General features: G+C 66.7%; 15 protein-coding genes. 5 read left to right on the top strand and 10 right to left on the bottom strand.

The features are described 5' to 3' along the window. Positions 1-238 precede the first annotated feature (238 nt). Positions 239-982 carry an NAD-dependent deacylase gene (locus KA383_03130; protein ID MBP7745099.1) on the bottom strand — a complete coding sequence of 248 codons (744 nt, stop codon included), beginning with the start codon at positions 980-982 and terminating at the stop codon, positions 239-241. A gap of 254 nt (positions 983-1,236) precedes the next feature. On the opposite strand from KA383_03130, the gene KA383_03125 reads away from it, so the two are divergent. Then, positions 1,237-3,099 (top strand): erythromycin esterase family protein, encoded by a 1,863-nt coding sequence (locus KA383_03125; GenBank protein MBP7745098.1) that lies wholly within the window; start codon positions 1,237-1,239, stop codon positions 3,097-3,099. Between the two features lie 114 nt (positions 3,100-3,213). Here the strand turns inward: KA383_03125 and KA383_03120 are convergent, their stop codons facing one another. The 9 genes from KA383_03120 to KA383_03080 form a co-directional block, all read right to left on the bottom strand. Next, a complete protein-coding gene (locus KA383_03120) occupies positions 3,214-4,254 on the bottom strand; it encodes a hypothetical protein (protein MBP7745097.1) in 1,041 nt (346 codons plus the stop codon). Further along, positions 4,251-4,718 (bottom strand): NUDIX hydrolase, encoded by a 468-nt coding sequence (locus tag KA383_03115; protein MBP7745096.1) that lies wholly within the window; start codon positions 4,716-4,718, stop codon positions 4,251-4,253. Before KA383_03115 ends, KA383_03120 begins: the two co-directional genes overlap by 4 nt. Positions 4,719-4,894: 176 nt before the next feature. Then, positions 4,895-7,327, bottom strand: coding sequence for a DNA gyrase subunit B (locus KA383_03110; GenBank protein ID MBP7745095.1), 2,433 nt, complete (start codon positions 7,325-7,327; stop codon positions 4,895-4,897). 39 nt (positions 7,328-7,366) lie between these two features. Then, on the bottom strand, positions 7,367-7,771 hold the full coding sequence (locus tag KA383_03105; protein MBP7745094.1) for a hypothetical protein: 405 nt from the start codon (positions 7,769-7,771) through the stop codon (positions 7,367-7,369). Between the two features lie 30 nt (positions 7,772-7,801). Continuing rightward, positions 7,802-8,914, bottom strand: a complete 1,113-nt coding sequence (dnaN, locus tag KA383_03100) for a DNA polymerase III subunit beta (protein MBP7745093.1) — start codon at positions 8,912-8,914, stop codon at positions 7,802-7,804. Positions 8,915-9,354: 440 nt separating this feature from the next. After that, positions 9,355-10,671 carry a chromosomal replication initiator protein DnaA gene (gene dnaA, locus KA383_03095; GenBank protein ID MBP7745092.1) on the bottom strand — a complete coding sequence of 439 codons (1,317 nt, stop codon included), beginning with the start codon at positions 10,669-10,671 and terminating at the stop codon, positions 9,355-9,357. A 35-nt stretch (positions 10,672-10,706) separates the two neighbouring features. Continuing rightward, positions 10,707-11,972 (bottom strand): tRNA pseudouridine(13) synthase TruD, encoded by a 1,266-nt coding sequence (truD, locus tag KA383_03090; GenBank protein ID MBP7745091.1) that lies wholly within the window; start codon positions 11,970-11,972, stop codon positions 10,707-10,709. After that, the gene (locus KA383_03085) at positions 11,965-12,546 is read right to left on the bottom strand and encodes a GNAT family N-acetyltransferase (protein MBP7745090.1); all 582 of its coding nucleotides are present in this window, start codon (positions 12,544-12,546) and stop codon (positions 11,965-11,967) included. The genes truD and KA383_03085 overlap by 8 nt, the downstream gene beginning before the upstream one ends. A gap of 71 nt (positions 12,547-12,617) precedes the next feature. Further along, positions 12,618-13,706: a phosphatase PAP2 family protein gene (locus KA383_03080; GenBank protein ID MBP7745089.1), complete on the bottom strand. Its 1,089-nt coding sequence runs from the start codon at positions 13,704-13,706 to the stop codon at positions 12,618-12,620. Between the two features lie 205 nt (positions 13,707-13,911). Between KA383_03080 and KA383_03075 the strand changes: the two genes are divergently transcribed. The 4 genes from KA383_03075 to KA383_03060 all read left to right on the top strand — a co-directional run bounded on the left by KA383_03075 (position 13,912) and on the right by KA383_03060 (position 18,762). Then, on the top strand, positions 13,912-14,907 hold the full coding sequence (locus KA383_03075) for a D-cysteine desulfhydrase family protein (protein ID MBP7745088.1): 996 nt from the start codon (positions 13,912-13,914) through the stop codon (positions 14,905-14,907). Positions 14,908-15,033: 126 nt separating this feature from the next. Beyond that, on the top strand, positions 15,034-16,038 hold the full coding sequence (locus KA383_03070) for a hypothetical protein (protein ID MBP7745087.1): 1,005 nt from the start codon (positions 15,034-15,036) through the stop codon (positions 16,036-16,038). A 283-nt stretch (positions 16,039-16,321) separates the two neighbouring features. Further along, on the top strand, positions 16,322-17,341 hold the full coding sequence (gap, locus tag KA383_03065) for a type I glyceraldehyde-3-phosphate dehydrogenase (GenBank protein MBP7745086.1): 1,020 nt from the start codon (positions 16,322-16,324) through the stop codon (positions 17,339-17,341). 170 nt (positions 17,342-17,511) lie between these two features. Then, positions 17,512-18,762, top strand: coding sequence for a phosphoglycerate kinase (locus KA383_03060; protein MBP7745085.1), 1,251 nt, complete (start codon positions 17,512-17,514; stop codon positions 18,760-18,762). Positions 18,763-18,767 lie beyond the last annotated feature (5 nt).

Here is an 18,767-nt window from a genome sequence, read left to right as displayed (position 1 = left end):
GTGTGTCGCTACCCGACCATCGACCGCTCAGCGACCCGCCCGCCGTCAGGGTCACGTCCACTTGAATCCTGTTAGTATAACCTATGAACTTCCCCGGGTCAATTTTTCCAGGACCGGACTATAACAACAAACAGGTTGTTAACCGCTTGTAAAAGCACTAATTACGCGAGACACGCGGCGGCGTGCGCGCTTGCCACGAGACCGATCACGGATAATAATATCCGCAAGTTGGGAGCGCTCACGACGCGATCCGACGCCATGCGGCATCGATCCCGGTCAGTGCCGCCCGGCAGCCAGCCCGCACGCATACGTCCGCCAGGTAGGAAAGCTCGCTCGGGTTCGGGTTCACTTCGATGACGCGGGCGCCGTACGCCTTCGCCGCGTCCGCGAGCGACGCCGCCGGCTGGACCACCCCGCTGGTCCCGATGACCAAAAACACGTCGCACCGCTGGGCGGCGGCGAACGCCAGCTCGATCGCCCCTGTCGGCAGGGCCTCGTTGAACCACACGACGCCGGGGCGGAGCCGCTTGTGGCACAGCGGGCAGTAGGGGTCTTCGCCGAGGTCATCGAGCGTTTGGACGGTGTAGTCGCAATAGGTGCAGCGGGCCACGTCCAGCCGGCCGTGCAGCTCGATGACGTTCTTCGAGCCGGCGCGGTGGTGCAGCCCGTCGATGTTCTGCGTGACCAGCGTGAAGTCTGGGATCTCCTGCTCCCACTCGGCCAGCACGCGATGCCCGTCGTGCGGCTCGATCTCGGCCAGCTTCTGGCGCCGCCAGCGATACCAGGCCCAGACCTTCACCGGGTCGCGGCGGAAGGCGTCGGGCGTGGCCATGTCTTCGATGTTCACTTTCGACCACAGGCCGTCCTCGCCGCGAAACGTGTCGAGGCCGGACTCGACCGACATGCCCGCGCCGGTGGAGACGCACACGGATTTCGCCGTGATTAGCAGTCGCGCGGCTTGGTTAAGTGCGTTGTCGTCCATCGGTGCCAGTATACCGGGCAGGGTCGTCAGATCAGAGCCCCGAGCGCGAGCCAGCGGGTTTCGGAAAACCTCCATTGGCGGCGGACCAAGTGCGCCCGCTGGGAACGCGTCAGGAATTCTTGCCGTCTAGTGGGAGCGGCGTTCCTGGCCTCCTTGCTGGTGCGACGGGGCGGCCCATGCGTTGAATGAGCGCAGGGCGCGGCGACGAGAACGAGTATCATGCACCGCGCTGGGCTGGCACGAAGGAGGTCAACATGAACGGGACGCACGGCGACGGCGGCGAGATTTCGCTCTCTTCCTGCGAGGCGGCAGAATGGCCGTCGAAATCGCGTAAGTCCAACCCTCCCTCTACCCCCTCCCTGAGCGGGAGGGGAGTTTCACGCGCGGCGCTTGTCGCCGTGCTGCTCGCCGCACTCAGCCTTTGCGCGCGCGCGGCGGCGCAGGAACCTTCCACCGAGGAACTCGCCTGGCTCAAAGCCCACGTGATCGAGGTCAAATCGGTAAACGCCGGTACGGGCTTCGACGACCTGCGCCCGCTGAAGGACCTGATCGGCCCCGCCCGCATCGTCGCGCTCGGCGAAGGCACGCACGGCACGCGCGAGTTCTTTCAGATGAAGCACAGGCTCGTCGAGTACCTAGCCACCGAGCTCGCCTTCACCATCTTCGCCATCGAAGCCAACATGCCGGAGGCGTACCGCGTTAACGACTTCGTCCGCACCGGCCAGGGCGAGCCCCGCCAGCTGCTCGCCGGCATGTACTTCTGGACGTGGAACACGCAGGAGGTGCTGGACCTGATCCTGTGGATGCGCGCGTTCAACGAGTCTGGCAGGGGCCGCATCGAGTTCACCGGCTTCGACATGCAGACGCCGGACCTCGCCATGCAGATCGCGCGCGAGTACGTCGCGCGTGTCGAGCCGGCATACGCGCCGTCCGTGACCACCGCGTACGCTGACGCGAAGAAGTCCGGGCCCGCCGGCGGCGCGACCGGGTTCGGCGTGGCGACGGGGTCATTCCCGGTCGCGGCGGCAGCGGGGAAGCGCGTGCAGTACAGCGGCTACATCAAGACACAAGGCATCACGCGCGGCTGGGCGGGGTTGTGGTGGCGCGTGGACGGCGAGTCTGGGGTGCTGGCGTTCGACAACATGAACGGGCGCGGCGCCACCGGCACGGCGGACTGGCAGCGCTACGAGATCGAGCTGCCGGTCGCCGCCGATGCGAGGAACATCAACTTTGGTGCCATTCTCACGGGCGATGGCAGCGCCTGGTTTGACGAGCTGCGCGTCGAGCTCAACGGGGAGCCGTACGCGGCCGGCGCGCCGGCGGATTTCGACTTCGAGAGCGGCAAGCTCGCCGGCTTTATGACCGGCGGCGATGGCTACCGGGTCGAAGTGGACGGCGAGACGGCAAAATCCGGCCGGTGCAGCCTCAAGATAACGTACGCGTCGCAGGAAAAGGGGTCGCAAATCGACGCGAAGGGGGCGGCGAAGCTGTGCCGCGCGATCGTGGAGCATCTCGACGAGCACCGTGCGGACTACGAGGCCGCTTCGTCAGCAAAGGAGTTCGCCTGGGCGCGGCAGAATGCGCGCGTCGTGCAGCAGTGCTACGAGATGTTCGGCAACGAGGTGCCGCGCGACCTGAGCATGGCCCGCAACGTGCGCTGGATCCTCGAGCAGGCACCGCCGGACGCAAAGATCGTGCTGTGGGCGCACAACGGGCACGTGTCCGCGGACCGGCCGGGGTTCGGGTTGGGCCCGATGGGGGCGAGCCTGCGCGAATGGTACGGCGACAAGTACGTGGTGCTCGGCTTCGCCGCGAACACTGGCCGCTACACGGCGATCACGAAGGGGGAGGGCCTCTCGTCGGACAACGAGCTGCAGGCGGCGACACCGGGCTGCGCGGAATACGCCTTTCACGCGCTCGGCGTGCCGCGTTTCATCCTGGACCTGCGTCAGGCGAAAGCGGACGATCCCGCCGCCGCCTGGCTGACGCGCCCGGTGAAGTTCCGCTCAATTGGCGCGCTGGCGATGGACGAGCAGTTCTTCCCGCTCGCGCTGCCGAGGGCGTTCGACGCGCTGATCTACATCGACGCGACCACGCCGACAAAGACGCTGCGATAGGAGCCGCCCGCGATCCGCCCATGTTGTGCCCCGCAGGCGCGGACGAGTCGTCGCTGTCTCTGTGCGCCTCTGTGTCCCCGGTGTCTCTGTGGTGAAATCCCCGTTTGCGGTCACCTACACGCGCGTGTCGCGCTGGAATTCGCGCTCTTCGCGCTGACGCTCGCGGGTGATGCGTTCGAGTGTTTGCCGCTCGACGTAGCTGAGGCTGTGGATCCCTTGCGCGGACACCTTCTTGAGCAGGCGATCGAGCTCCGCCTCGGTCGCGCGCCGGTCCGCTTCGCGGGCCTCCCAGCCACCGGGGTTGGGATTGGGAAACTCGATCGGCCGCGCAGCCGGCCGCGCGCGGCTTTTCGTTCGGAAGATACGCGCCCAGAAGCCGGCGCGCGCTCCGCCGGCGTCATAGCGCGTGTAGCTTGGATCCTCAACCAGCAGGCCGTAGCGCGCCGCCTGGAGCCGCTGCCAACAGGTCATGCCACCGAAGATGGCGATGAAGATCAGCATGCCGCCGCTCTCGAGTCGCAGGCCGAGCAGGCCCAGCACGATGCAGCCGACCAGGCCCACCTGGCAGGCGATCAGGCTGGCCCGCTGCAGGCCCACGAACGGCCAGATGATCGCGTGGAAAAGCTGCCCGCCATCGAACGGAAAAATCGGCAGCAGGTTGAACGCCAGCAGGAACAGATTGACCCGGTAGAACATGTACAGGTACCCGATCCACTCCGGCAGAACCAGTGGCCCGGTCCCGAACAGGAACGGTTGCGACGAGAGCGGATTCACCGAAGGCAGCACCCGCCCGCCGCTCACCGCGAAGATGGCTGCCGCACTAAGCAGGCAGAAAATGACGTTGACGGCGGGCCCGGCGGCGACGGTGACGAACTGCGGCCAGGGGCGCATCGGCGCGTGGGCGTAAGCCAGCCCGCCCAGCGGCCACATCAGGATGTTCTCGGCGTAGCCGCCGACCATCCGCGCGCCGAAGCAGTGCCCGAATTCGTGCAGGAGCACGATGCCGAACAACATGCCGAGGAAGAGCGCTTCACCCGCCACGTCGGCGCGCTCGGTGAACAGCCGGTACGCAATCCACACGACGAACAGCACGTGTACCCGGATGGTGATGTCGAACAGGCGCGCGATCCTGAATGACCCGTTGAGGAAGTTCATCGGGCGCGCCCCCGTTCACACGCAAAACGCTCATAGTACAGCAGCGCGAGGATCGTCTTGCCATCCGTAATCCGGCCGGCGCGCACCGCGGACAAGGCCTCCGCCAGCGTCAGCGTCGTGACCTCGATCTCCTCGCCGGCGTCGAGTTCCATCGGGCCCGGCGTGAGCTGCGTGGCCACGAACGTGTGCATGCGCTCCGTGAGAATTCCGGGCGACGAGTAGAAGCTGACCAGCGGCGTGACCTGGCCAGCCCGGTAGCCGGTTTCCTCGGCCAGCTCACGGACTACGCAAGTGGCGGGCGCCTCGCCGGGCTCGAGCGTGCCGGCGGGCAGCTCGATCAGCTCTTCGCCGACGGCCACGCGATAGTTGCGGATGAGCACCAGCCGGCCGTCGTCGAGCACCGGCAGAATTACCGCGGCGCCGGGGTGCACGATGATGTCGTAGTGGTGGGGTGTGCCGCGCACGGCGTACGCGCGGCGTTCGACGCGGAACCTACGGCCTTCGAAGACGATCGGGCTTTCGCGCACAGGAGTCCGCCACGCGGGTCCGCTGTTATCGGGCCGACGGCGCCGGCCCAGCACCTCGGATTATATCGGCTTGGGATAAACGTGCCTCGATGCGCCGGCGCCGGCCGCGGCGCCTAGACGTCCAGGTTCTTCACATGGATCGCATTCTGCTCGATAAATTGCCGGCGGGCGTCGACGTCCTCGCCCATCAGGATGCTGAACATGCGATCGGCCTCGACGGCGTCGATGTCGGTCTGCTCGGGGTCGTCGTCGGTTTCGCCGACGATCACCTTGCGCAACACGCGATTGGCCGGGTCCATCGTGGTTTCCCAGAGCTCTTCCTTGTTCATCTCGCCGAGGCCCTTGAAGCGCTTGATTTCCCAGCCGCGCGTGCCGATGGCGCGGACGCCGGCGGGGAACTCGGCGAGGTTCTCGAGCTCGCGGACATCGCCCTGGGTGGTGAGTAGGACGAACGTGGCCGCGCTGAGCTCGCCGGTGACGAGCTCTTCGCGGCGGAGGAACAGGTCGTCGACACTGCAGCCGAAATCGGCGAGCCGGGCGAAGCAGCGCTGGAGCTGCTGGGCCTCGGCGAGCTCGCTGCGCAGGACGGTCTTGCCGCGCGCGGTCGCCGCGGCGCGATAGGCGTTGAACTCGCCCTCGTCGAAGAAATAGGTTTCCTCCTCGTCGGTCTGGGCGCGGAGCAGCGGCAGCCGGCCGTCGGCGGCGCGGCGCGCGACGAAGGTGCGAAAGACAATGCCCCGCCGGGCGAGGATCCGCGCCTGGCGATCGATGTCTTCCACCAGGCGCTGCAGGGCTCGCAGCTCGTCGCCCTGCAGGCGGCGCGGGGGCGCGCCGGGCCGGCGAATTTCAAGCGTGATGCGTTCGTGGCCGAGCTGATTGAGCCGCTCATTGAGCGCGGCGTCGTCGAGGAGGTAGTGGCGCGTCTTGCCCTTGGCGAGCTGGTAGAGCGGCGGCTGCGCAATGTAGATCACGCCGTTGTCGATCAGGGCGCGCAGGTGCCGGAAGAAGAACGTCAGCAACAGCGTGCGGATGTGTGAGCCGTCGACGTCCGCGTCGGTCATGAGGATGATGCGGCCGTAGCGGAGCTTCGTGGCGTCGAACTCCTCCTCGCCGATGCCGGTGCCGACGGCCTTGATGATCTCCAGGATTTCCTCGCTGTTGAGGACCTTGTGGAGGCGGGCCTTCTCGACGTTGAGGATCTTGCCGCGGATCGGCAGGATCGCCTGCGTCTTGGCGTCGCGATAGCCCTTGGCCGAGCCGGCGGCCGAATCGCCCTCGACGATGAACAACTCGGTCGAGCCGACGTCGCGGCTGGAGCAATCGACGAGCTTGCGTGACAGGCCGGCGCCGGCCAAGGCGCTCTTGCGCGCCGTCTCGCGCGCCTTGCGGGCCGCCTCGCGCGCGACGGCGGCCTGGACGGCCTTGCCGACGATGCGCTTGGCTTCGGCGGGGTGCTCCTCGAGGAAGTTCCCGAGCATCTCGTTGACCGTCGTCTCGACGAAGGTGCCGACCTCGCTGTTGCCGAGCTTGGTCTTGGTTTGCCCCTCGAACTGCGGCTCGGGGACCTTCACGGAGACGATCGCGGTCAGGCCCTCGCGCGCATCCTCGCCGCCCGGCGTCGGGTCGCTGGCCTTCAACAGGCTGTTCTTGCGGGCGTAGGCGTTCAGCGTGCGCGTCAGCGCGGTGCGAAACCCGGACAGATGCGTGCCGCCCTCGACGGTGTTGATGTTGTTGGCGAACGAGAGCATGGTCTCGTTGTACTTGTCGGTGTATTGCAGCGCCACCTCGGCAATCAGGCGCTGGGCGGGGTCTTCGCGCCGGAAGTAGACCGGCGCATGGAGCGGGACGCGGCCCTCGTTGAGATGCTCGACGAACTGCCGGATCCCGTGGTCAAACCGGTAGGTCTCGACGGTGCCATCGCGCTCGTCGCGGATCGTGATCGTGAGGCCCGAATTCAGGTAGGCCAGCTCGCGCAGCCGCTTGGCCAGTATGTCGTAATGAAAGTCGACCTCGCGGAACACGTCGGCATCCGGCTTGAAGCGGATGAGCGTGCCGGTGTGTTCGGCGGGACCCGCACACTCCAGCGGGCTGGCGGTCTTGCCGCGTTCGAACGTCATGGTCCAAGTTTTGCCATCGCGCTGCGTGCGGGCCTGGAGCCACTCGGAAAGCGCGTTGACGACGCTGACGCCGACACCGTGCAGGCCGCCGGAAACCTTGTACGAATCACGGTCGAACTTCGCCCCGGCGCCGAGCCGCGTCAGGCAGAGCTCGAGCGCCGACATGTTGTAGCCTTCCTTGATGCCAACCGGAAAGCCCCGGCCGTCGTCCTCGACGCTGACGCTGCCGTCGGTGTAAATACAGACTTCGATATTCTGGCACGCCCCCGCCATCGCTTCGTCAATCGAGTTGTCGACCACCTCGTACACCAGGTGGTGCAGGCCGCGGAGGCCGGTGTCGCCGATGTACATGGCAGGCCGCTTGCGAACGTGCTCGGTGCCCTCGAGCACCTGCACCTTGCTCTCATCGTATGCGGATGTCGGTTGCATGTCGGTCACTTCACTCTCCGCCCTTGCCCCGCGCCCTAGCTAACCTGCGCTCTCCGGTGCGCTGCCGCCATCCAGCACAAACTGCAGGTGCCGAATCCCCGGTGCCAGGCGGGCCAAGTCCCGTTCCAGGCGCGCTTGCCGCCGACGGAGCTCAAAGAGCAGGCTTGAGCTGCTGACGGCGATCGTCGCCGTATCGCGCCTGGCGGACGCCAAGCCCAGCACCCGCGTCGCCGGCGACCACGCCGCGGGAACCACCCGCAGCCAAGCCGCCTCCGTGACCTCGCGCCGGCGCAGCAGCTCGGCGGCCTCGGCGACAACGTGGCCCAGCGGCGTGAGCCCCGCCGGCCGCACACGCCGCGGCCCGCGCGGCGGCAGCTCGCTCAGCTTCCGCGGGCACCGGCGATAGCGATTGGCCCGCAGCGCCTCGTATTGCTCCACGTTCACGACGGCAGCCTCAGCACGCTCCCCGGCCCGTCACAGGGAAACAGGCATGACCACGTACAGGAACTCATTCTTGTCCTCGCCGCAGAGAATCCCAGGCCGAAAACCGTCCTGTAACTCAATGCGCACGCGGTCGCAGGTCAGCGCTTTGAGCGCATCATTGACGAACGCCGGGTTGAACGCGATCTCGACGCGCTCGCCCTCCAGCTCCATGGGGAGTTCGACGCGCGCCTCACCCTGCTCGGGTGACTGCGCGGTGATCGTCAACCGGTCGCCGTCGAAGGTCATCTTCACGGCCCGGGCCTCATCGCTGGTCAGCAGCGCGGCGCGCTTGACTGCCCCGTGCAACTCGGCGCGGTCGACGTGTGCCACCTTGCTGCTCTCCCGCGGGATCACGTCCTGATACTTCGGGAAGTTGCCCTCTACCAGCACGGTCGACAACACCCGCTCGCCACTGCGCAGCAAGAGCTGGTTCGGCGTCACCTTGATATCTACGGCCCAGTCGCGCTGCTCGCGGCCCGGCGCGAAGACGCGCTCAAAGACGTTCAGCGCCTTCGCCGGGACGATCGCTTCAAAATCGCCGCTCGCGGATTCCAGGATACCCCCGCCGGCCCGCGCCAGCCGCCGCCCGTCCGTGGCCACGAGATACAACCGCTTCCCATGCTTCTCCCACAGCACGCCATTGATCGCGTAACGGCTTGTCTCGCGCGCCGCGGCATAGATCGTCAACCCGATCATCCGCCACAATAGCCCGCCGTCAATCACCAAGTCCGGCTCGTCCTCGAACGTCGGGATCGCCGGGAAATCCGCTGGCGGCTGCACAAAGATCTTGAACTCGCTGCCGGCGCCGCGCACCACACAATAGCGTTCATCCACGTCAAGCTGGATCTCGGCGTCAGGCATCTCGCGCACGATCCCAAGCAGCCGGTCAGCGGCCACCACCGCCTCGCCGGGCTCCTCAACGGCGAAGCTCCCGACACCCAGGCGCAGGGCCACCTCTCCATCGGTGGCGCTCAGTGCAATGGACTCCGCCTCGGTCACAACCTTGACGCAGCCGAAGATCGGTTTGGTCGTGCGACCACTTGCGACGGCCGCGATGGCGCCGAGTGCGTCGAGGAACTCCTGGCGTGGCAATCGAGTCTTCATAATCGCAATCCCGCTATCCATTTGCGCCACGGGGCCCACGCGGACCACGGCTTCCAGTCCGGGCGCTGTAGCTGTCAGCCCCAGGCATGTGCCGCACCCCTATATTTAACCCAACCAAGCGCCATCCGCTACTAGGCGTTGCGCAGATCGAGGAGTTTTGCACGGGCCAAGGAGGCCGGGGTAGGCCGCGCGACAACGCGACCGGGACAGGGTTATTACGGTGGTTAAAGGAAGGTACTTCATCTTCCTCATCTCCTGCTGTGTGAAATCTGTCACTTGGGTCGATTGTGACGCGCAAGTTATTGTTCCGACGCATTTTGCGCGACGGACGGCTGTGCGGGGAGCTGGCAATGTGGCGTCGCGGTGGCTGACAGGCCGCACAGTCAGGGCGCTGCGTGAGGGTCGCCGACGGTGCCGCGGTGCGTGGTGGGCAGCATTCGTCAGCCGCGCGACAGGAGACGGCCGGTCAGTTGTGACAGGGCCGTGGCCAGTTCACGGTCGGTGCCGCGCGTGTTTTCGATCGAGCGCTCTGCGTGCAGGACGGTCGAGTGATCGCGACCACCGAACTGCATGCCGATCTCTTCAAGGCTCAGGGGCGTCAGCTTGCGGGCCAGGTACATGGCGATCTGGCGCGGCTGGCTGATGGAGCGTGTGCGCTTGCGGCCGAGGAGGTCCTGGAGGCGGATGCCGAAATGGCTGGACACGGCTTCGAGAATTTCGCTGACGCGGAGCGGGCGCTGCTCCCGGCCGCCGTAGCTGGACAGCACCTCGCGCGCGGTCTCGACGTTCAGCGGCTTCCCGCCGAGCTGAGTGCTGGTAATGAGCTTCGTGAGCGCGCCCTCGAGCAGGCGGATGTTGGCTTGGACGTGTTCAGCAATGACGTCGATTACCTCGTCAGGGATTTCGACGCCGCGCAGGCGGGCCTTCTTGTGCAGAATCGCCTGGCGGGTCTCGCGGTTGGGTGGGTCGATCTGGACAACGAGGCCCCAGTTGAAGCGGCTCATCAGCCGGTCTTCGAGCGTCGGGATCTCTGCGGGGGCCGAGTCAGCTGACAGGACGATTTGCTTGCCGCTCTGGTAAAGGACGTTGAACGTATGGAACAGTTCTTCCTGGCTGGATTCGCGGTTCGCGAGGAATTGGATGTCATCGATCGCGAGGAGGTCGGCCCGCCGGGCAGCCTCGCGGAACTGCTGGAGCTTCCCCGATGCGATTGCCTGCACAAAGTCATTGACGAACGTCTCGCAGGTTACGTACAGCACCTGGAGGTTCCCGTTGCGCTGCAGGACCTCGCCACAGGTCGCCTGCAGGAGGTGCGTCTTGCCGAGCCCGGAAGCGCCGTGAACGAAAAGTGGGTTGTAGAGCGTGCCGAGTTGGTTGCAGACGGCTCCGCAGGCGGCGTGCGCCAGCCGATTCGACGGGCCGACGACGAACTGGTCAAACGTGTAGTCAGCACTGAGCCGGATACGGGTCAGGGCTGCCGGGGCGCCGGTCAGGGTGCCGGACGGCGGCACCTGGCGGCAGACAAAGCGCACCGCGAGCATGTAGCCGCTCGTCTTCATGGCCGCGTTGACGAAGGCGTCGCGGCATTTGTCCTCAAGATAGTGAGCCTGCGAAGGGTCGTCCGCCTGGATCTCCAGTTCGCCGCGCTCGGGCGGCGTGGCGCGCAGCGTGGCAAACCACGACCGGTACAGGTCGGGCTCATCATCCCGCACCGTATCAAGCAGACGGCCCCAATCGAAAGCCGGCTCGTTCGGCATGCAAAGCTCGCCCACCCGCGCGCCCAGCGCTCCCGCTATGGCGCGAGGGCCTCCGTTTCCGCGTTCCCGGGATCGGACGCCTCTGGGGGCGCCGCACTGAACAGCTCGCGCAGCAGCGCCGTTGCATAACACCCGCGTGGCAGCACGAACCGCAGTTCAAGATAGGGGCCGCGCTCATCGGCGCCAAGCGAGACCTGAGCACCTTCCGGGCGAAAGCGCAACGGCCGGCGACCCCCACTGATCCGCAGCGGTCCAGCATGGAAGGCATCCCGTGAAAGACCTTCGCCGGCCAGCAGCGCGGCCTCCAGCTCGCCCGGGCGGCCGCAGGGCTCGGTCATGCGGTAGCCGAAGAGCGGTCCCGTCGGGCTGATGTCGCCCGCGTCGGCGCGCGGCTGCTCGAGGGCCACGTCCTCCACGCGGAACACTGCGCCGGAGGCGTGCAACCAGGCGAGATCGCCAGGCCAGAGCTGCCCCAGGCCGGTGGGCAATCGCGCGGCCACGACCTGGTTGAACAGGTGTGACTGGTAGGCCGACACATAGAACGTGCGCATGGTCCGGTCAATCGCGGCGAAGCCACGCCGGTGCTTGCCGCCGGCTTGGGCAAGCGCCTTCAGCGCCCGGCGCTCAGTATGGAACAGCGCCGGCCACGCCCGAGCGGCCTGTAAGTATTCTCCGCGGTCGTACAGTTCGCGTGCCCGCCGCGTGGCGTCCACGTCGTGTTCGGTCGGGCGGCCCAGGATGAGGTCCAGCGCACCCTGCAGGTCGCGCCGCACGATCGCGCGGCCGACCGCCCACGTGTCGCCGCGATAGCCGAAGCGCTGCGTGCCAAAGTAGTTGGGCACGCCAACCCGGACGAGGCGCGCCAGGGCATCCTGGAGCTGGGCCAGGCGCTGGGGTTCGGTCTGGCGCACACGGATGGTGAAGGCGTTGCCCTTCAGGTGGCCGAGCCGGAGCTTGTTGCCATGGCGCGTGGTCTCAAGGATGCGCAGGCGCGGGATGGCGAGCGCGGTCAGGCGCTCCGGCGGCGTATGCTCGATGGACATCCACTGCCGCGTGACCGCTCGGGAGTCCTTCTGGCCGGCAAAGCCGATCTCGTGGCGGCGAACGTTGAGCGCGCGGGCCAGGTCGTGGATGGCCTGCGACGTGGAAATGCCGGTCTTTTCCAGCAGAAAATACGTGTGTGTCCCCGTCCCGTCAGCCGGGTAGAGCGGGATCTCCTCAACAACAAAGTCGGCGTAGTCGGCCTTGATCAGGCCGGGCAGCGGTTCGAAGTCGGACAACAGGCGCGGCAGGTCAGGCATGGGAGGCTCCCGCGGCGGCGGGCGCTTGGCTGCGGGACCAGTCGTCGCGCGTCAGACAGAACTGAATGGCGTCGCGGAACGCGCCGCGCTTCCAGTAGCGCTGCGGGATGCAGCCCAACTGTTGATAGCCGCATTTGAGCTGTGCGCGGATTGACGCCACGTTCTCGGCGAGGGCCTCGGAGAGAATGAGGCGCAGACCGGCAACGTCAAAAGCATAGCGCGTCATCACCGCGATGGCATCGGAGCCGAGTCCGCGTCCCCAGAGCTGTGGTCGGCCGATGATGATCCCGAGCACGCCGGTGCCGTGGCGATAGTTGACGTTGTGCAGCCCACAGACGCCGATGTGTTCGCGCTCCTCGGCGAGCAGCTCGATGGCGAACACGATGTCGGTGTCGCTCTGGCGGGCGACGCGGTCGAAGAAGTCTCCCTCGGCAACGCGCGTGAGCGGGTAGTCGCCAATGAGCGTCCAGGCGGTGACCACTGGGTCGTTGAGCCAGCGGACGCAATTGTCGAAGTGCAGCTCGTGCTCGAGCGGCACCAGGCGGATCTTCCGACCTTCCCAGCCCAACGGCATGGCGCGCGGTCCTCCACGGCGGTGGCGGGATTATACGCGGCGGAGAGTTCGGGGGCGCTGGCCCGGACGGCTCACCACTGCTTCAGCAGGGCAAGGCCCGACGCACCGGTTTCCGGGTCAACGTACGGGATCACCTGCATGCCGAAGATCTCAGGAAACTGCGCCTTCTCGCCGCGGGCGATGGACGTGCCGATGATGTAGCCCATCATGCTGCCGAAGACCACGTCGGAGAAGTCGTGGACGCGCGAGTCGAGGCGCTGAAACCCGACGAGGCCGGCGAGCGCGAGCGACGGCACGCCGACCCAGGGGCCGTAGAACTCGTTGAGGACGGCGGCGGCGGTGAACGCGCTCGATGCGTGGCCGCTGGGCCAGCCGAAATGCTCGCCGTCGGGCGTGCGTGTGTTGGTCGCACCCTTCAGGATCAGCGTGCTCACACCGTTGACGGCCAGGGCCTGGGTGAGGGCCTTGGCGACCTCGTGCTCGCGCACGTCCTGGGTTAGCGCGCTGGTGAGCCAGAGCACCCCGGTGCCGGCGAAGTGCGTGCCGGGGTGGCCGAGGATTTGGATGGTCTCGTCCAGGTCACCGAGCGCGTGGCTGCCATGCGTGCGATTGCGGATGGTGTCATCCACCCCGGTCTCGCGAATCGTGACGCTGGCGCCCATGGTGGCGGTGAGGACGAGGGCATTCTCGAGGTCCCAGAAGCTGGTTTTGAAGCCCTTCCAGAAGTCGTGGGTGGCGAGGGCGACGAACTCGTCGCTGGCTTGGTGCCAGGCATCCCGGCGCCAGTAGCCCTCCGGGGGGAGCGCGACGCCGCTGGCGGCGGCTGGCGCTGCTTGGGCGGCGGACGCATCCTGCTCAGTGAACGTGCCCAGCAGGAAGGGCTTGCTGCCGGAAGTTGGTGTGCCATGCCACGCGAGGTTGAGCGGCGCGGGCGAGTCCAGCAGACCTTCTCGGCCGCCGCCGGCGTGCAGCACAAGCTGCACGGCACCGCGCGCGGCAGATTGGGCCACGGCGTCCGCGCGCTGCGCGCTGTAATGCTCAATGGCGTCGCGGACGGTGAGCTCGCCGGCCGGCGGCGCGGAAGTCGTCGCACAGCCAGAGCCAACGCCAAGGCAGAGCACGAAGGCGACGCGGCGCAACACGCAAGCTTCTCGCGGCATGTGTTTCGTTTGGTGAGCATGAGGGCGCACGGCGTATCTCCTAAAGCGAGTGAACGCGCGACCGCGCGGCGCGCTTCATTACCTGACCCGAACGCAGCGCAGTGTACTCGATACGCCGCGGGCGCCGTCAAGTTGGGAGGACTGAAGTGCGCGCGTCGCTTGTGGTACAGTACGCCGTGCGGGGACGGGTGACGGAGTGCGCGTGATGTTTGAGCCGGAACGTGTGCCGCTGGCCAACCTCCCGACGCCCCTGGTGCGGCTGGAGCGCCTGGGCGCGGCGCTGGCCGGGGCGGAAGTCTGGGTAAAGCGCGATGACCTCACGGGGCTGGAGGTCTCCGGCAACAAGGTGCGGAAGCTGGAATACATCGCGGCCGAGGCGCTGGCGAGCGGCTGCGACACGCTGGTGACCGAGGGGACCTCGCAGTCCAACCACTGCCGCGCGACCGCCGCGGTCTGCGCGCGGCTAGGAATGCAGGCCGTGTTGCTGTTTCGGCCAGCGGCGCCGGAGCTGCCGCAGGGCAACCACCTGCTGGATGTGTTGTTTGGCGCGCAGACGCGCTCGTTCCCGCGCCCGGAGTACGCGGCCCAGCGCGAACGGATCATCGCGGACGTGCTGGCCGAGTTGAAAGCGGCCGGTCGCAAGCCGCGGTTCACCCCGGCCGGGTCGTCGGAGCCGCTGGGCTGCTGGGGCTACCTGCGCGCGGCGCGCGAGCTGGCCGAGCAGCTCCAGGCGGCGGGGATCGGCGAGTGCGACGTCCTCGTCGCGATCTCGTCCGGCGCGACGTACGCCGGGCTGCTCTTGGGCCGGATGCTGCACCGGCTGGATTCGTGGCGGCTCTGGGCGGTTCCAGTAAGCGACAACGTCGCGGAGCACACCGCGAAGGCGACGGAGCTCTGCCAGGAGGCGGTCGCGCGGTACGACCTGCCGGTGCAGTTCGACGCGGGGGCGCTGGCGTTCATCGACGGGTATGTGGGAGAGGGTTACGCGGTGCCATATCCGGCGGAGATCGAGGGCTTGCGGCTTCTGGCGCACACCGAGGCGATCGTTCTAGATCCGGTATACACGGGAAAGGCGTTCTGTGCTCTGTTGGACGGCATTCGCAGCCGTCGGTTCGGCTTCGACCGGCCGGTAGTCTTCATCCACACGGGTGGGATCTTCTCCGACTTCGCGTGGCCACGGCTATTTCTGGAAAGCGTCTAAAGCATTTACATTATTGGTTTTCTGGAGTATTTTCATTTTTATGTCATTTTCAGCATAAGCTGAAATAGATTCAAATGGTGTAATTTGCAGTCGATTACGTCTGTCCGCGACGCCATCTTGGCCGTGATGTCGGAAGTCCCGGCCGTGCAGGTCGTGACGCTCGCCAAACGGTCACACACCGCCGGTTCCGTCGCGCCGGAGGCGCTGCTGCGCATCACGTTGCCCGGAGTCGAGCGGCTTCTGGTGGTAGAGTCAGGGACGACGGGACAGCCGCGACATGCACGCGCCGCTACGAACCAGTTGCTGCGGTATCAACAGGAGTTTCCGACGGCCTATCCGGTGTTCGTCGCCCCATACGTCTCGCCCGCCGGCGCCGCCATCTGCCGGGCGGCCAACGTCGGGTACGTGGACCTGGCCGGCAACGGGCGGCTCTGTTTTGACAACGTGTGCATCCTCCGCGAGGGCCGGCCGAACCCGCTGCCGCAGCGGCGTGAGCAGCGCTCACTGTTCAGCCCGCGCGCCACGCGGGTGCTGCGCGCGTGTCTGCTCGAACCGCGGCGGCCTTGGCGACTGACCGACCTGGCCGTGCAGGCGGGCGTCAGCTTGGGGCACGCGGTCAATGTGACCCGCTGCTTGGCCGACCGCGAGTGGCTGCGGCGGACTTCGGACGGCCTGCGGCTTACGAATGCGGAGGCGCTGCTCGAGGCTTGGGCCGACCAGCATTCGTTACGACGCAGCTCCATAACGGCGTACCACTCAGCGGGTGACACGGGTGCGACGGAGGCGGCACTCGTGGAAGCGTGTGCGGCGTCGGGAGTGCGCTACGCCCTGACGGGTCTTGCGGCCGCGGCCCGCCGGGCAACCGGGGTGAGCTGCCAGCACGTATCGGCGTACATCGATGGAGATCCGGACCCGGTCGTGCAGGCGCTGGCGCTGGAGCGGGTGCGCAGCGGCGCCAATGTGCTGCTCCTGCGGCCGTACGACGTTGGTGTCTTTCAAGGCAGCACGACCATCGGTGGGGCGGTGGTGGTATCCGTGGTGCAGGCGTATCTCGATTTGATAGGCCATCCGGGTTGCAGCGCGGAAGCGGCCCAGATCCTGCTCGAACAGGCGCTTCGTCCGACGTGGTAGGTAACGCCGGCGGCGGCGGGGCGCGTGTCTCGGATGGATGGCGTTACGGCCCTTCGCCGGCGGAGTCGCGCGGGAATTGCGCGAGTGGAACCTGTTTCCGCGGGCGGACTATTATTCGGAGTAATCCGGCGTCGATTAGCCGGCGTTGGAACCGCGCCGCGGCCGCGCCAGGGCCGTGTCTTGACAGGCACAGCAGGCGGCCCGAAGCTACGCGGTTCTGCGGGCGGCGAGCTGGCCGCCGGCGCCCCGCGCAGTAACGGCATCAGGCTCAAGGAGCATCAGGATGGCGATTCGGATTGGTATCAACGGGTTCGGGCGGATCGGACGGCTGGTGGTGCGGGCCGGCCTGAAAGACAAGAACGTCGAGTTCGTCGGCGTGAACGACCTGGTGCCGCCGGACAACCTGGCGTACCTGTTCCGCTATGACACGGTTCATGGGCGCTACGCGGGCACGGTCGCGGCGACGGAATCGGCGCTGAAGATCGACGGGCGCGAGATTCGCTGCTTGGCGGAGAAGGACCCTGCGGCGCTGCCATGGAAGGACCTGAAAGCCGACTACGTGATCGAATCGACCGGCCTGTTCACGACCCGGGCGGATGCGTCGAAGCACCTGACTGCGGGTGCGAAGCGCGTGGTGATATCGGCGCCCGCGAAGGACAAGGACATTCCGACGTTCGTGCTGGGCGTGAACGACGAGAAGTACAACCCGAAGACAGACACGATCGTCTCGAACGCGAGCTGCACGACAAACTGCCTGGCCCCGCTGGCGAAGATCGTGAACGACAACTTCGGCCTCGAAGAGGCGTTGATGACGACGGTGCACAGCATCACCGCGACGCAGAAGACTGCCGACGGGCCGTCGAAGAAAGATTGGCGCGGCGGGCGCGCAGCCAGCTACAACATCATTCCGTCGAGCACCGGCGCCGCGAAAGCGGTCACGCTCTGCATCCCGGAACTCAAGGGCAAGCTGACCGGCATGGCGTTCCGCGTGCCCACGCTGGACGTGTCGGCCGTGGACCTGACCGTGCGGACCTCGAAGGAGACGTCGCTGGAGAAGATCAACGCGGCGATCAAGGCGGCGTCCGAGGGCAAGATGAAGGGCATCATGGGCTACACGGAGGAAGAGGTCGTGAGCTCGGACTTCATCGGCTGCCCGCTGTCGAGCATTTATGATGCCAAGGCGAGCATCGAGCTGAATTCGCGGTTCTTCAAGCTCGTGTCGTGGTACGACAACGAGTACGGCTATTCGTGCCGCGTAGTTGATCTGGTCAAGTTGATGGCGGCCAAGGATGGCCTGATGTAGTTTTGTGCGTGCCGCGCACCAGCGCGGACGCAACGACGGGAGCCCACGGCGCGCATGGGCGGCGCCGTGGGCTCCGCTTGTCGCTGGACTTGGCGGCATTATCATATTGCGGTTGCTGTTGCGGCCCGTCCTCGCGGATGGGCCGCGTCTTGAACGAGGCAGGTGTGGCGATGGCGAAAAAATCGGTTCGAGATCTGAATGTGCGGGGTCGGCGCGTCCTCATCCGAGCCGACCTGAATGTGCCGCTGGACAAGCAGCAGCAAGTGACGGACGACCGTCGCATCCGGATGTTCCTGCCAACACTGGAGCACGTTCTGAACAACGGCGGGAGGGCCATCGTTATGAGCCACCTCGGCCGGCCCAAGGGCGACCCGGCGCAGGACGCCAAGTACTCGCTCAAGCCGGTCGCCGAGCGGATGAGCAAGCTCTTGTCCAAGCCAGTGCAGTTCGTGCCGGCCACGATCGGGGCGCCGGCCACGGACGCCGTGAAGAAGCTCAAGGACGGCGAGGTGCTCCTGCTGGAAAATGTCCGCTTCCACGCCGCCGAAACCATCATTGACGAGGCGAAGAAGAACCCGGACAAGAAACTGACGCCGCAGCAAGACACGTTGCGGAAAGAGTTTGCGGCGGCGCTCGCGGCCCACGGCGAGATGTACGTCAACGACGCTTTCGGCACCTGCCATCGCAAGCACGTGAGCATGTACGACGTACCGGCGGCGCTGCCGAAGGGCACGCGCGTGCTGGGGTTCCTGGTCGAGAAGGAACTGCAGTACCTTGGCGAGGCGCTGCAATCGCCGAAGCGCCCGTTCGTGGCGGTGCTGGGCGGCGCCAAGGTGAGCGACAAGATTGGCGTCATTCAGAACCTGCTGCAGCGGGTGGATCACATTCTGATCGGCGGGGCGATGACGTTCACGTTCTGGGCGGCACAGGGCCGCGCGGTCGGCAAGAGTTTGTGCGAGCGCGACAAGCTCGACCTCGCGAAGAGCCTGCTGCAACAGGCGGGCAACAAGCTGCACCTGCCGGTGGACTCGGTGGCCGCGACTGAGCTGCGCGACGGCGTGCCGACGCAGACGATTGCCGGAGAGCTGCCGGCGGACCTGATGGGGTTGGACGTTGGGCCGAAGACGCTGGAGGAATTTGGCCGACTGGTGCGCGACGCGAAGACCATCGTGTGGAACGGACCGCTGGGGGCGTTCGAGACGAAGCCCTTCGAGGCCGGCACGTACGCGCTGGCGCGGGCGATCGCGGAGGCGACCGACCGCGGGGCGGTGACGGTGATTGGCGGCGGTGACAGCGCGGCCGCGGTGGAGCAGGCCGGGCTGGCGGAACGGGTGACGCACATCAGCACCGGCGGCGGCGCCTCGCTGGAGTTCCTGGAAGGCAAGCGCTTCGGGCCGATCGACATCTTGGACGACGCCTAGGCGGT

Source organism: Phycisphaerae bacterium (assembly GCA_017999985.1).
In the GTDB taxonomy this organism is placed as follows: Bacteria; Planctomycetota; Phycisphaerae; order UBA1845; family Fen-1342; genus JAGNKU01.
This window is presented reverse-complemented; position numbering and strand designations above follow the sequence as displayed.